Source organism: Afipia sp. 1NLS2, assembly GCF_000178995.1.
Classification (GTDB): domain Bacteria; phylum Pseudomonadota; class Alphaproteobacteria; order Rhizobiales; family Xanthobacteraceae; genus Afipia.
In genome coordinates, this window is the sequence record NZ_ADVZ01000001.1 from 202309 (window position 1) to 215067 (window position 12759).

A 12759-nucleotide genomic window follows, 5' to 3' on the forward strand; every position below is an offset into this window, starting at 1 on the left:
GCGCATGGGAGCCTTTCAAACGGAAACGGTCCTGCTGATCGAAAGTCCCAGTCTGGTCTCCAGCCACGCCTGCGCGGCATCGGGCGCGACCCACTCGAACTCCGGCAACTGATGCCTGAACCAGGTGAACTGGCGCTTGGCATAGTGGCGGGTGTCGATCTGGCCGATGGCGATGGCCTCCTCCCGCGACAGCTCGCCCGCGAGATGGCGGATCAGCGCCGGCACGCCATGCGCCTTCATCGCGGGCAACAGCGGATCGAGTCCGCGGCTGCCGAGCGCCCGCGCCTCCTCCAGCGCGCCGCGATCCATCATCGATTCAAAGCGGCGGTCGATTTGTTCGTAGACCACCTTGCGATCCGGCGCGAGAAACAGCGCCACCACCCCCTGTGGCGGCAACAGCGGCGGCAGGCCATGCGCATGCCATTCCGCCAGCGGCCGACCGGTGGCCTCCACCACTTCCAGCGCGCGGGCGATGCGGACACGATCGCGCGGCTTCAGCCGTCCCGCCGCCTCCGGATCACGCTTTCCGAGTTCCTCGTACAGGGCTTCGGGACCATTCTGTTCGAGCCGTTGGCGGATCGCTTCACGAACGGCATCCGGCACCGGCGGCACGTTGGAGAGCCCCCGTGTCAGCGCCTTGAAGTAAAGGCCCGTGCCGCCGATGAAAATCGGTAGCCTTCCATTCGCCTGTGTCTCCGCCAAAACCGCCGCCGCATCATTGACCCACGCGCCCGCCGAATAATTCACCGCAGCATCGACATGGCCATAGAGCCGGTGCGGAACACGCGCCTCCTCGTCCACCGTGGGCCGCGCCGTGAGCACCCGCAGGTCGCGATAGACCTGCATCGAATCCGTATTGATGACGGTACCGTGTGCGGCCTCGGCCAAATCGAGCGCCAACGCCGACTTGCCGCTGGCGGTCGGCCCTGCGATAAGCACCGCCTTCACACTATTCCGGCCCGAATTCATGTCCCTCGTCGCCACTCTGATCTGCAACCCCGCGCAGCCATCGCTCGATAGCACGGTCCTTGAGGCCGCGCGCGCGATATTGCCATCATCCTCGCTCGCCGAATGGCTCGATGCCGGGATCGCCGCCGACATCCCGTTCGCAAGCGAAGAGCCGCCGCACGCCATCGCCGACCGGCTGCGCGACGCGTTGCAGAGAATCCCGGTCGACATCGTCGTGCAGCCGCGCATCGCACGCCGCAAGAAGCTGCTGCTCGCCGACATGGACTCCACCATGATCGGTCAGGAATGCATCGACGAACTCGCGGCATTCGCAAACCTGAAAGACCACGTTGCGGCGATCACCGAACGCGCGATGCGCGGCGAAATCGAATTCGAGCCCGCATTGCGCGAGCGCGTCGCGCTGCTCAAGGGTCTGCCGGTGAGCATCGTCGACGAGGTGTTCACCAAGCACATCACGCTGACGCCGGGCGGCCCCGCGCTCGTGAAAACCATGCGCGCGAACGGCGCACACACCTGTCTCGTCTCGGGCGGCTTCACGCTGTTCAGCGAGCGCGTCGCTGCTGCGATCGGCTTTCAGGAAAACCGCGCCAACACCCTCATTGTCGAAGATGGCAAGCTCGCGGGCCGCGTACAGGAGCCGATTCTCGGCCGCGCGGCGAAACTCGCCACGCTGGTCGATCTCTTGGAAACATTTGAACAGGACGATATCGACACGCTCGTCATCGGCGACGGCGCCAACGATCTCGCGATGATCGAAAAAGCGGGCCTCGGCGTCGCCTATCACGCCAAGCCTGCGGTCGCGGCAGCAGCGGCCGCGCGGATTGATCATGGCGATCTCACCGCGCTGCTCTACGCGCAGGGTTACAAGCGCAGTGAGTTTGTAACCGAATAGTTGTCGTTCCCGCGAAGGCGGAAACCCAGCCCTTCAAATAAAGCTGACACAAAAATACGGGTCCCCGCCTATGCGGGGACGACGCTTTTTATATTGAACGCCTTAATTTACCGCGATTGCCACGAAGCGCAGTTCGCCTTCGGTGTTCGACACTAGAAGCAGGATCGACTTCTTGCCGTCCTTCTTGAGCTGGTCAATGCGCTTCTTGACGTCGGCGGGCGAATTCACCGCTTCCTGCGCGACCTCGACAATCACATCGCCCGCAGAAAGCCGCCGCTCGGCCGCATCCGAATTGCGGTCGACGCCGACAATGACCACGCCCTTGACCTTATCCTTGATCTTATAGCGCGTGCGCAGGTCCTTGGAGATCGCCGCAAGATCGAGCCCGAGCGCCTTCTGCGTCACCGTCTTGTCCGGCTCCGGCGCTGGCGTCTTCAGCGAAGCCTCGACCGGCTTGTCGCCATCGTCGAGACGGCCAAGCGTCACCTTATGTGTTTCTTCCTTGCCCTTGCGGATCAGCACGACATCGACGGTCTTGCCGACCGGCGTATCGGCCACCGCGCGCGGGAGATCCTTCATCTCGCGGATCGTCTTTCCGTCGAAGGATGTGATGACATCGCCGGCCTCGATGCCCGCAGGCTTGGCAGGCCCCTTGTCGTCGACGCCCGCAACCAGCGCGCCGCGCGGCGGCTTGACGCCGAGGCTATCGGCGATCTCGTCGGTGACCTGCTGGATGCGCACGCCGAGCCAGCCGCGCCGCACTTCCTTGTACTGCCGCAACTGGTTGACGATGCCGACCACTGTGTTCGAGGGCACCGCGAAGCCGATACCGATCGAGCCGCCCGACGGCGAGATGATCGCGGTGTTCACGCCGATCACTTCGCCATCGAGGTTGAACAGCGGACCACCCGAATTGCCGCGATTGATGGCGGCGTCGGTCTGGATGTAGTTGTCGTAAGGGCCAGAGTTGATGTCACGGTTGCGCGCCGAGACGATACCCGCCGTCACCGTACCCCCTAAGCTGAACGGGTTGCCGATGGCGATCACCCATTCGCCGAGCCGCAGCTTATCGGAATTACCGAACTTCACCGCCGTCAGCTTCTTCTCCGGCGGCTGGAATTTCAGCACGGCGAGGTCGCTCTTCTTGTCGCGACCGACAAGCTCCGCCTTGATCTTGGTGCCGTCATTGAGAATGACATTGATCTCGTCGGCATCCGCGATGACATGGTTGTTGGTCACGACAATGCCGCTGGCGTCGATGATGAAGCCGGAGCCGAGCGAATTGACCTTATGCTGGCCCCTGTCGGCGCGACGGTTCTTGAAGAAATCGTCGAAGAATTCGTTGAAGGGAGAATCCGGCGGCAGTTTCGGATTGGCCTTGTTGCGGCCCTCCTTCTGGGGTGTCGCTTCCTCGCCCTTCTCGTCCCGGCCGTTGACGGTCTGCGACGTGGAGATATTCACCACGGCGTCGATCACCTTCTCCGCGACGTCCGCAATGCTGTCAGGACCCCGCGCGAACGCAGGCTGAGGGGCGCTCGCCGCCATCATGAGAAAACCACCCGCGACGGCAAGCGGAAGCAGGCGGCTCAATCGCACAGGGGCGTGGAACATCGAAAACTTCTCCCGGAACGGAAAATGTCGTTAGAGCCGAGACTGCGCCCGGCCTCCTTGATCCGCAAGCGTATCAACGCGGCGAATAAGGCGGAAATACCGGCGCCCGGCTCACATGCCGTAGCGTATGAACCAGATCAACAGCAGTCCCGCCACTGCGACCGAAAGTCCCGTTATGCGCAGCAGGTTCTCGGAATGCTCGAGGGCCGCCTCCATCGCGCGGCGCATCGCCTGAGGGAACGCCGCGAAGGTCACGCCTTCGATGACGCAGAGGACACCAAAACCAATCAACAGCTCTTTCATGACAGGATTTCACCAGAGACCCGAGCAAAGGGAAATCCCGTTGACGAGATAAATTGCGTTTATCTTGGCGCCGCCGGAGCCACCGCCTTCAAGGGCGTCCCATTGACCGAGTTGAAGAACCGGAAGAACTCCGAATCCGGCTTCAGCACGAAACGGGTGTCGTTGTTCTTCAGGCTGGTCTCGTAAGCGGCCATCGCCCGGTAGAACGCGAAGAACTGCGGATCCTGGGAATAGGCTTCCGCGAAAATCCGGTTGCGCTCACCGTCGCCCTCACCGCGGATCTTGTCCGCCTGCGAATTGGCATCGGCGACGATCACGGTCGCCTCGCGGTCGGCCTTGGACTTGATCTCCTGCGCCTTCTGTCCGCCCTGGGCGCGGAATTCGGCGGCCTCGCGCTGACGCTCGGTCTGCATGCGCTGGTACACGGCCTGACTGTTCTGATCCGGCAGGTCCGCGCGACGGATGCGCACGTCGACGACTTCGATGCCGTAGGCGCCCGCCTGCTTGTCGAGCTGGTCGCGGATGCGGCCCATCAGCACCTCACGCTCGTCACGCACCACCTGAATGAACGTGACCTCGCCGAGCACACGGCGCAGGGCCGCGTTCAGCAACGCGGTCAACTGGAGGTTCGCCGCCGAAATGCTGCCGACGCTCTGATAGAAGCGCAGCGCATCCTTGATGCGGTAGCGTGCGAAAGCATCCACCACCAGACGCTTCTGGTCGGAGGCGATGATTTCCTGCGACGGATTCTCCAGGTCGAGAATCCGGTTGTCGATGCTGATGACCGTGTCGATGAACGGCGCTTTGAAGTGCAGGCCCGGATCGGTGATCGGGGCGCCCACCGGGGCGCCGAGCCGAACCACCAGCGCCTGTTCGGTCTGCCGGACGGTGAAAATCGAGCTGTAGCCGACGATAATCAGCAACAACAGAACGACGAGGGCGACGACGCCTGACAGCCCGCTTTTCATCGGCTTGCTCCGCTCTGCGAGGCCGGTGCGGCGGGCGCGGCAGTTGTCTTACGGCCCAATTCGTTGAGCGGCAGATACGGCACCACGCCCTGCCCGGACGAACCCGGATCGAGAATGACCTTGTCCGCCGGTCCGAGCACATGCTCCATGGTTTCGAGATAGATGCGTTGCCGTGTCACTTCGGGCGCCTTCTTGTATTCGTCATAAACGCTGAGGAATCGCGCGGCCTGACCCTTGGCCTCGGCCACCGTCTGCTCCTTGTAGCCCTGCGCCTGCTGCAGCACCTGGGCGGCACGGCCGCGCGCATCCGGGACGACGCGATTGGCGTAGGTCTGCGCTTCGTTCTGCAGACGCTCGAGGTCGGCGCGCGCCGCCTGCACGTCGCGGAACGAGTCGATCACCTGCTGCGGCGGATCGACCTTCTGCATCTGGACCTGCTGGACCATAATGCCGGCGCCGTAGCTGTCGAGCGTCTTCTGCATCAATTGATGGACCGCGCTTTCAATGGTGTTGCGCGCGCCGGTGAGGATCGGCTGGATATCGGAGCGGCCGATGACTTCGCGCATCGCGCTCTCGGCCACCGCCTTCACCGTGCCTTCCGGGTTCTGGATATTGAACAGGAATTTGCCGACGCCGTCCGGCGCGATGCGCCACAGCACCGTGAAGTCGACGTCGACGATGTTCTCGTCGCCGGTCAGCATCAGGCTTTCTTCCGGTACGTCGCGCACGACGCGACCTCGGCGTCCACTGTCGTCGCTGACCGTCATGCCGATATTGAGCGTGGAAACGCGCAGCGCCTTCGGCAGCAGCACGGTCTCAATCGGGTACGGCAGATGATAGTTCAGGCCGGGCTGCACCGTGCGCACATGCTTGCCGAAGCGCAGCACCGCACCGAGTTCGTCCGGCTGCACGCGGAAGAAACCGGACAACAGCCAGATCGCAATGCCTGCAATGACAATGAGTGCGATGCCCATGCCGCTCATATGGCCGCCCGGCAGCAATTGCTGAATCCGGTCCTGACCACGGCGCAGGAGATCTTCAAGATCGGACGGCTTGGGCCCTTGTGATTGCGGACCCGAGCCCCAGGGCCCCTTCGGACCGGGACCCCATGGACTTCCGCCTTGATTCTTCCAGGCCATCAGCAAGCTCCTTCGCGCCGTCTCGCGGCTGCGACCGGTTTATAAGAGACGCAGGGCCGCGGTACAACGCGGCCCTGCGCAGTTTCTAGCAGCTAATCCGCGTGCGGAAATTGTCAATGCAAACATTGACAAGCGGGGTTAATGAGCAGCCGCGCGAGCATATGTCGCATAGGAAAAATCGGCACTGTCCTCAGGCCCGCGCGCAGGGCGGGTGCGCGCCACATCCTGCCATTCCGCCATCTCGAACCGGAGGAACGTGTCTCCGTCCGGCTCGGCGTGGACATGCGTGATCTCGAGACGGGTGGCGCGCGGCATCCATTGCTGGAAAATCTCCGCGCCGCCGATCACCATGATTTCCGAGGCACCGCGCCGCAGGATATCGCCAAGCGCAACCTCATAGGCCGCATCGAGCGACGGCACGACCACCGTGCCTGCCGCGCGAAAACCGGGATCGCGCGTGACCACGATGTTGGTGCGCTTCGGCAGCGGCTTGCCGATCGAGAGATACGTCTTGCGGCCCATGATGACCGGCTTGTTCAGCGTCAGCTGCTTGAACCGCTGCAGGTCCGAGCGCAGGTGCCAGGGCATCGCATTGTCGCGGCCGATCACGCCGTTGTCGGCAACGGCGACGATGAAAACGATGTCAGGAGCGGCTCCAAGTGCGGTCACACCGCGACCTCGGCCTTGATGTGCGGATGCGGATCGTAGTTCTCGAGTTTGAAGTCCTCGTAACGGAACCCGAAGATATCCTTCACCGCCGGATTGATGTGCACGGCCGGCAGCGCGCGCGGCCGCCGCGTCAGTTGCAGGCGCGCCTGCTCCAGATGGTTGGAATACAGATGCGCGTCGCCGAGCGTGTGGATGAAATCGCCCGGCGCAAGATCCGTCACCTGTGCGATCATCATCGTCAGCAGCGCATAGGACGCGATGTTGAACGGCACGCCGAGAAACACGTCGGCCGAACGCTGATAGAGCTGGCACGAGAGTTTGCCGTTCGCGACGTAGAACTGGAACAGGCAATGGCATGGCGGCAGCGCCATGTGATCGACATCGGCCGGATTCCATGCGCTGACGATCAGCCGCCGCGAATCCGGCGTGGTGCGGATCATGCGGATGAGGTTCGCGATCTGGTCGATGCTGCGGCCATCCGGCGCCTGCCATGAGCGCCACTGCTTGCCGTAGACCGGACCAAGATCCCCGTTGGCGTCCGCCCACTCGTCCCAGATGGTGACACCATTATTCTGCAGATAGCGCACGTTGGTGTCGCCGGCGAGAAACCACAGCAGTTCGTGGACAATCGCCTTGAACGGCAGCTTTTTGGTCGTCGTCATCGGAAAACCGGCGGCGAGGTTGAAGCGCATCTGATGACCGAACACCGACAGCGTACCCGTGCCGGTGCGGTCGCCCTTCTGTGCGCCGTCGCTCAAAATCCGCTCAAGCAGGTCGTGATACTGATGCATGGCCGTAATCTATGTCGCTTAAGCGGAACGGACCACATCCGGGGCCGAATCAACAACCGCTTTCCCGCGTTGTCCCATCAAAAGTAGGCACCGCCTCCCGCGCCCGAAAGCACTTGCGGGATCAGACAAACCCGGCAAATCCCAGAATTCCCGCCACCGCGAGCGGCCAGAGCGGATTGATCCGGGTTCCCACCGCGACCAGCGCCGTGGCGAAAGTCACAAGCGTGGCAGCCAGCGACGTATCGACCGTGACCGCCAGCACATAGCCGCCCGCCGCCATCAAGCCGATCGAGACCGGCACGAAAGACGCCTGAATGATAGAGGGCCAGAACGAATGGCTCGAGCGGTGGAAGAAATTCGCCACGAAATAGGCCAGCACGCCCGCCGGGCCGCACATCGCGAACGTCGTCACGGCCGCCCCGGCAAGCCCCGCGACCTGATAGCCGATCAGCGTGACGATCAGCACATTCGGTCCGGGCGAAAACTGGGCGATGGCGAACATGTCGGCGAACTGCGCATCCGTCAGCCAATGGTTCACATCGACGGCGACACGATGCATTTCGGGAATCGTCGCGTTCGCGCCGCCGACCGCGAGCAGCGACATCAGGCCGAACGTCCACAACAGATTGAGATATGTGCCGAGCCCCGGATTCATGCGGTCGCACGCCTGCGCCAGAAATATGTCACGATAATACTGAGCGGCAACGCGATCAGCAGGACGACGGCAAGCGGCAGCCGCCCAAGCCCGACCGCAGCGAACACGGCGATCATCAATCCGATTTCGACCGGATTCTTCCGCGTCAGGAGCGGTCCCATCATGCGGATGATGACGGCCAGAAACAGGCCGACAGCCGCACAGGCGATTCCTGTCAGCGTCCGCTGCAATCCCGGCAGGTCGCCGAAATGAGAATAAAGGATACCGAGCGTCGTGACGATAAGCGTCGGCGGCAGCAGCAGGCCGAGAAACGCCGCGATGCTTCCGGCTGCGCCGCGAAACCGGCCGCCGAAGACAATCGACAGATTGACGATGTTCGCCCCCGGCAGCAGGTGGCACAGCGCGAAGGCTTCGTTGAACTCGTCCGGCGTCATCCAGCGGTGCTGCTCGACGATGGCGCGGCGGGCCCACACCAGCACGCCGCCAAAACCGGCCAGCGACATTTTCGAGAAGGCGAAAAACAGTTCAAGCAATCCCGGCGGCTCGGAGGCGAGATCGCGGGCAGCCGTATCGGAAGGCGGCGTAGGCTGGTCCATGGGTTCGTTCAGATCGTGAAGAAGATGGCGTCGGGACATCGTTTAGATGTGTCGTATCGCCCGGCCAAATCTTTTCCGGCGACGTGACGCTCTCTCCATTCAACTTTTCGCGGGCGCACGATCTTACCCGGACCGGGATAAGGCCCGCGCCTCCTGAAAGCCTCTTTTAAGAATGCCTGTCGCAGGGGCTATTTTCGGCAACCATTGCCGCCTATATTAAGCGTGCCGGTTCGCCGGCTATGGAAATAAATGGCCGTCGCAATAAACCATTCGGACCCGGGGGCAGCACCCGGCGCCTCCACCAAAGTTCCGCAAGGCGGGATTTCGGCGGGGGCGAAACAGGATCGACGAGGGCGTAAAGGGCGTGTTTTTTCCCGGTATTGTTCCGCCGTTATCGGGCTTCTCAATAGTTGCAAACGACAACTATGCTCCGGTTGCTCAGGCTGCGTAACGCAGTTTGAAATACCGACTTAAAGTCCTGATGGATTAAGCCCCGTCAGGCGGGGTTCGGAGGCACCTGGCAACAGAAGCCTCCACTTCATCTCTCCGATTTGATTCATTTGTATGCGTGCTGCGATCCGCGGGCTGGGGTGTCAATTTAGGCATCTTCCTGTCCTTGCGATGCAACAAGGCTGCTGACGCAGGCCGCCGGAGCAGTTAATCTGGCATGAAAGGGTTTGTTCACGAAAAGAGTGGCCAACGCCGCCTTCCATCGCGGACAGACTTGCTAACCACCATCCGCATGGAACAAAAGTGCGAGTCGGCTCCTCTCCTACCGGCACGCGACCCTTCGTTTTGACAGGACCGACCGATGGCCACCGATCTGATCCGCTATGATGTTCTGACCCGCGATGCGCTGCGCGGAGTCCTGCGGCGCGTGCTGAGCGACGCCGCCGAAAGCGGATTGCCGGGAGACCATCACTTCTACATCACCTTTCTATCCACCGCCGAAGGCGTGAAGCTGTCGCCGCGGCTGTTGTCGCAGTATCCGCAGGAGATGACGGTGATCCTCCAGCACCAGTTCTGGGATCTGGTCGTGACCGAGGATCATTTCGAGGTTGGCCTGTCGTTCGGTGGCATTCCCGAGCGGCTGGTCGTGCCGTTCAGCGCCATCACCCGCTTCTTCGATCCCTCCGTGCAGTTCGGGTTGCAGTTCGAGACGGCGGAAGCCGCAATCGGCGACGCCGAACCTGCGGCGGCCGAGGTCGAAAAGGCCGATCCTCCCGCTTCGCCAGACTCGCCCGACAATCCGGATGACGACGGCGGCGGCGGCGGCGGCGACCACCCGCGCGAAGGCGCGCAGGTGGTGCGGCTGGATCGCTTCCGCAAGAAATAAAACGCCTCTAATCGAGAGTCTCGTCTGCCCGTGCGGCATGGCTTCGCCCTGCCGCTTTCGGCATACTCGCGCCCGAAAGACGGGTCTGAGATGACAGCATGCGCCCGTCGCGACTGGCACGAGGCGAACATGGCACACAGCAAAACCACCCGCACCGAAACAGACACCTTCGGGCCGATCGAGGTTGCCGCCGACCGATACTGGGGCGCGCAGACCGAGCGCTCACGCAACAATTTCAAGATCGGCGCCGAGCACATGCCGCTGCCGCTGATCCGCGCGCTCGCCATCGTCAAGCTCGCCGCCGCGCAGACCAACCTCGAACTCAAGCTCATCGACAAGAAGCTCGCCGGCGCCATCATCGCCGCCGCGCAGGAGATCATCGACGGCAAGCTCAACGAGCATTTCCCGCTGGTGGTGTGGCAGACCGGCTCAGGCACGCAAACCAACATGAACCTGAACGAGGTCATCTCGAACCGTGCCAACGAAATGCTCGGCGGTGAGCGCGGCACCAAGAAGCCGGTTCATCCGAACGATCACGTCAACATGAGTCAGTCGTCCAACGACTCCTTCCCGACCGCGATGCATATCGCCGCGGCCCAGGAGATCGCCCACGATCTGATCCCGGCGCTGGAGGAATTGCTCGGCGGGCTGCGCGCCAAGCAGAAGGAATTCGCCTCCATCGTGAAGATCGGCCGCACCCACACCCAGGACGCGACGCCGCTCACGCTCGGTCAGGAATTCTCAGGCTATGCCGCTCAGGTGGAAAGTGGCATCGCGCGCATCAAGGAGAGTGCGAAGAGTCTCTCTCCACTGGCGCAGGGTGGTACCGCCGTCGGCACCGGGCTGAATGCGAAGCCGGAATTCGCAGCCTCGTTCGCCAGGCATGTCGCATCGATCACCGGGCTTCCATTCGTCACCGCGCCCAACAAGTTCGAGGCGCTCGCCTCCAACGACGCCTATGTCTACGTCCACGGCGCCATCAACGCGACCGCGACCGGCCTGTTCAAGATCGCCAACGACATCCGCCTGCTCGGATCAGGCCCACGTTCGGGCCTCGGCGAGTTGATTCTGCCGGAGAACGAGCCCGGCTCCTCGATCATGCCCGGCAAGGTCAATCCGACGCAGTGCGAGGCCATGACGATGGTGTGCTGCCAGATCTTCGGCAATCACACCACGCTCACCACCGCAGGCAGCCAGGGGCATTTCGAACTCAACGTCTACAAGCCCGTGATGGCCTACGGCATGCTGACATCCATCCGCCTGATGGCGGATGCGTCACGCTCATTTAATAAAAATTGTGTGATCGGAATTCGCGCCGACGAGAAACGGATCGGCGATCTGATGCAGCGCTCGCTGATGCTCGTCACCGCTCTTGCCCCGAAGATCGGATATGACAATGCCGCGAAAATCGCCAAGACAGCTCACGCAAACGGCACGACGCTGAAAGAAGAAGCGTTGAATCTTGGATTTGTCTCCGCAGAAGAATTTGATTCCATTGTGCGGCCCGAGCAGATGACAAATTCCGGGAAGTGAAATACGCGCGTGGTACGTGGCATACACAATACCTTTTGCTGCGCGTTTCATCACTCTTTCGTCTAAAGACGTAGCGTTATGCGGCTACCGCTCCTATGATGTGTTTGCTAGGAGCGAAGACAGAGCAGCTCTTCGCCAGTGGGACTTGTGGTCTGGGCGATTTTGATATTGATGCTGTTTAATCCGCGAGTGGCAGGTTCGTTTTCTGCAATCACGAGATTCCTGTGGGCGATCTGATCAATTTAAAGAGGTTCAAGAAGCGGCAGGAACGCCAGCGCGCCAATGTGGAAGCAAGCAGTCAACGCGCAAAGCATGGGCTCACAAAAGCCGAAAAGAACAACCAACGTGCACTCGAACAGCGCACCGAGGCATTTCTCAACCAACACCTACGCGATGACGGAAAGTCTTCATGAAGTCCCCTGTCGTTAAACGCTCCATCGTTGTTGCCGGCCACAAGACCAGTGTCAGCCTGGAAGAAGCCTTCTGGAACGGCATGAAGGAAATCTCATCGGCGCGCGGCATGACATTGTCCGAGCTGGTCGGCGAGATCGATGGCCAACGCAAACAGGGCAATCTCTCTTCGGCGATCCGGCTGTTCGTGCTCGATCATTACCGTTCGATGACACAGGGACCTTTGGAACCGAACGGCGCACATGATTCCAAGCGCGAGCCCGTGATGGATACTCAGGCCGCCGAGTAAGCGGCTGCGGGAATCTACGGACCGTCTCCGCAATATTCTGACTCATCCCTTAAGGCTTTCACCGAATATCGGCGCCCCCCGGTATCGGGTACGATGTAACTGTCTCGGCGATTCAGAGCGATCGCCGGGGTAAGACGATCGTCCCGGGCGCCATGCTGTTCGCGCGCGGGTCGAACCATCCTGACAATATCCGCCTCGCAGTCCGCGAGAAGAACCGCATGGCTTTGCCCGGCGAATGCTCGCGCACGCGTCTCAGAAGGAGTGACGGCGATGATCAGCCAGCGTGACGTGAGAGCCCCGGTAACCGACCCCGTGAAGGAATTCGCCGTCATCAAGCGGTCGGTGGTCGTCGATGGACACAAGACCAGCGTCAGCCTCGAGGATGCGTTCTGGTCGAGCCTGAAGGACATCGCCGCGCGCCGGGGCCTGTCGCTATCGATGCAGATCGCCGCCATCGACCAGCATCGCCGGACCAGCAATCTGTCATCGGCGATCCGCCTGTTCGTGCTCGATTACTTCCGCGAGCGCGCGATCAGCACGATGTTCATCGGCGAACGGCAGGCTTCGCCGAAACTCACAACTGCGCATTGAAGCGTT

General features: G+C 61.9%; 15 protein-coding genes and 1 other RNA gene. 7 read left to right on the forward strand and 9 right to left on the reverse strand.

Annotation, left to right across the window (positions count from 1 at the left end; genetic code table 11):
* Window positions 1-15: 15 nt before the first annotated feature.
* Window positions 16-969, reverse strand: a complete 954-nt coding sequence (miaA, locus tag AFIDRAFT_RS01015) for a tRNA (adenosine(37)-N6)-dimethylallyltransferase MiaA (RefSeq protein ID WP_040297684.1) — start codon at window positions 967-969, stop codon at window positions 16-18.
* On the opposite strand from miaA, the gene serB reads away from it, so the two are divergent.
* Window positions 968-1861, forward strand: coding sequence for a phosphoserine phosphatase SerB (gene serB, locus AFIDRAFT_RS01020; protein ID WP_009337083.1), 894 nt, complete (start codon window positions 968-970; stop codon window positions 1859-1861). The genes miaA and serB overlap by 2 nt on opposite strands.
* Window positions 1862-1963: 102 nt before the next feature.
* Here serB and AFIDRAFT_RS01025 read toward each other — a convergent pair whose 3' ends face one another.
* The 8 genes from AFIDRAFT_RS01025 to AFIDRAFT_RS01060 form a co-directional block, all read right to left on the reverse strand.
* Window positions 1964-3472, reverse strand: a complete 1509-nt coding sequence (locus AFIDRAFT_RS01025) for a DegQ family serine endoprotease (RefSeq protein WP_009337084.1) — start codon at window positions 3470-3472, stop codon at window positions 1964-1966.
* 111 nt (window positions 3473-3583) lie between these two features.
* A complete protein-coding gene (locus AFIDRAFT_RS01030; protein ID WP_009337085.1) occupies window positions 3584-3775 on the reverse strand; it encodes a DUF2065 domain-containing protein in 192 nt (63 codons plus the stop codon).
* Window positions 3776-3834: 59 nt separating this feature from the next.
* Window positions 3835-4743, reverse strand: a complete 909-nt coding sequence (gene hflC / locus AFIDRAFT_RS01035) for a protease modulator HflC (RefSeq protein WP_009337086.1) — start codon at window positions 4741-4743, stop codon at window positions 3835-3837.
* Window positions 4740-5882 (reverse strand): FtsH protease activity modulator HflK, encoded by a 1143-nt coding sequence (gene hflK / locus AFIDRAFT_RS01040; protein WP_009337087.1) that lies wholly within the window; start codon window positions 5880-5882, stop codon window positions 4740-4742. The genes hflC and hflK overlap by 4 nt, the downstream gene beginning before the upstream one ends.
* 138 nt (window positions 5883-6020) lie before the next feature.
* Window positions 6021-6551, reverse strand: coding sequence for a dihydrofolate reductase (locus AFIDRAFT_RS01045; RefSeq protein WP_009337088.1), 531 nt, complete (start codon window positions 6549-6551; stop codon window positions 6021-6023).
* Window positions 6548-7342, reverse strand: a complete 795-nt coding sequence (locus AFIDRAFT_RS01050; RefSeq protein WP_009337089.1) for a thymidylate synthase — start codon at window positions 7340-7342, stop codon at window positions 6548-6550. The genes AFIDRAFT_RS01045 and AFIDRAFT_RS01050 overlap by 4 nt, the downstream gene beginning before the upstream one ends.
* A 121-nt stretch (window positions 7343-7463) precedes the next feature.
* Window positions 7464-7997: a chromate transporter gene (locus AFIDRAFT_RS01055; protein WP_009337090.1), complete on the reverse strand. Its 534-nt coding sequence runs from the start codon at window positions 7995-7997 to the stop codon at window positions 7464-7466.
* Window positions 7994-8593, reverse strand: a complete 600-nt coding sequence (locus AFIDRAFT_RS01060; RefSeq protein ID WP_009337091.1) for a chromate transporter — start codon at window positions 8591-8593, stop codon at window positions 7994-7996. The genes AFIDRAFT_RS01055 and AFIDRAFT_RS01060 overlap by 4 nt, the downstream gene beginning before the upstream one ends.
* A gap of 185 nt (window positions 8594-8778) precedes the next feature.
* Here AFIDRAFT_RS01060 and ssrA point away from each other — a divergent pair.
* The 6 genes from ssrA to AFIDRAFT_RS01085 all read left to right on the forward strand — a co-directional run bounded on the left by ssrA (window position 8779) and on the right by AFIDRAFT_RS01085 (window position 12753).
* Window positions 8779-9131: a transfer-messenger RNA gene (gene ssrA, locus AFIDRAFT_RS19185) on the forward strand.
* A 273-nt stretch (window positions 9132-9404) separates the two neighbouring features.
* Window positions 9405-9929 (forward strand): SspB family protein, encoded by a 525-nt coding sequence (locus AFIDRAFT_RS01065; RefSeq protein ID WP_009337092.1) that lies wholly within the window; start codon window positions 9405-9407, stop codon window positions 9927-9929.
* A gap of 129 nt (window positions 9930-10058) precedes the next feature.
* A complete protein-coding gene (gene fumC / locus AFIDRAFT_RS01070) occupies window positions 10059-11462 on the forward strand; it encodes a class II fumarate hydratase (protein WP_009337093.1) in 1404 nt (467 codons plus the stop codon).
* 224 nt (window positions 11463-11686) lie between these two features.
* Complete coding sequence (locus AFIDRAFT_RS01075) at window positions 11687-11875, forward strand: DUF4169 family protein (RefSeq protein WP_040297686.1); 189 nt, start codon at window positions 11687-11689, stop codon at window positions 11873-11875.
* A complete protein-coding gene (locus AFIDRAFT_RS01080) occupies window positions 11872-12162 on the forward strand; it encodes a ribbon-helix-helix domain-containing protein (RefSeq protein ID WP_009337094.1) in 291 nt (96 codons plus the stop codon). Before AFIDRAFT_RS01075 ends, AFIDRAFT_RS01080 begins: the two co-directional genes overlap by 4 nt.
* 270 nt (window positions 12163-12432) lie before the next feature.
* Window positions 12433-12753 carry a ribbon-helix-helix domain-containing protein gene (locus AFIDRAFT_RS01085; protein WP_009337095.1) on the forward strand — a complete coding sequence of 107 codons (321 nt, stop codon included), beginning with the start codon at window positions 12433-12435 and terminating at the stop codon, window positions 12751-12753.
* The last annotated feature ends 6 nt before the right edge of the window (window positions 12754-12759 follow it).

What these genes read in the sequence shown, in the direction of transcription:
- serB (WP_009337083.1), top strand. Translation starts at nt 968, where the DNA reads ATGTCCCTCGTCGCCACTCTGATCTGCAACCCCGCGCAGCCATCGCTC.
- miaA (WP_040297684.1), bottom strand. Translation starts at nt 969, where the DNA reads ATGAATTCGGGCCGGAATAGTGTGAAGGCGGTGCTTATCGCAGGGCCG.
- AFIDRAFT_RS01025 (WP_009337084.1), bottom strand. Translation starts at nt 3,472, where the DNA reads ATGTTCCACGCCCCTGTGCGATTGAGCCGCCTGCTTCCGCTTGCCGTC.
- AFIDRAFT_RS01030 (WP_009337085.1), bottom strand. Translation starts at nt 3,775, where the DNA reads ATGAAAGAGCTGTTGATTGGTTTTGGTGTCCTCTGCGTCATCGAAGGC.
- hflC (WP_009337086.1), bottom strand. Translation starts at nt 4,743, where the DNA reads ATGAAAAGCGGGCTGTCAGGCGTCGTCGCCCTCGTCGTTCTGTTGTTG.
- hflK (WP_009337087.1), bottom strand. Translation starts at nt 5,882, where the DNA reads ATGGCCTGGAAGAATCAAGGCGGAAGTCCATGGGGTCCCGGTCCGAAG.
- AFIDRAFT_RS01050 (WP_009337089.1), bottom strand. Translation starts at nt 7,342, where the DNA reads ATGCATCAGTATCACGACCTGCTTGAGCGGATTTTGAGCGACGGCGCA.
- AFIDRAFT_RS01055 (WP_009337090.1), bottom strand. Translation starts at nt 7,997, where the DNA reads ATGAATCCGGGGCTCGGCACATATCTCAATCTGTTGTGGACGTTCGGC.
- AFIDRAFT_RS01060 (WP_009337091.1), bottom strand. Translation starts at nt 8,593, where the DNA reads ATGGACCAGCCTACGCCGCCTTCCGATACGGCTGCCCGCGATCTCGCC.
- AFIDRAFT_RS01065 (WP_009337092.1), top strand. Translation starts at nt 9,405, where the DNA reads ATGGCCACCGATCTGATCCGCTATGATGTTCTGACCCGCGATGCGCTG.
- fumC (WP_009337093.1), top strand. Translation starts at nt 10,059, where the DNA reads ATGGCACACAGCAAAACCACCCGCACCGAAACAGACACCTTCGGGCCG.
- AFIDRAFT_RS01080 (WP_009337094.1), top strand. Translation starts at nt 11,872, where the DNA reads ATGAAGTCCCCTGTCGTTAAACGCTCCATCGTTGTTGCCGGCCACAAG.
- AFIDRAFT_RS01085 (WP_009337095.1), top strand. Translation starts at nt 12,433, where the DNA reads ATGATCAGCCAGCGTGACGTGAGAGCCCCGGTAACCGACCCCGTGAAG.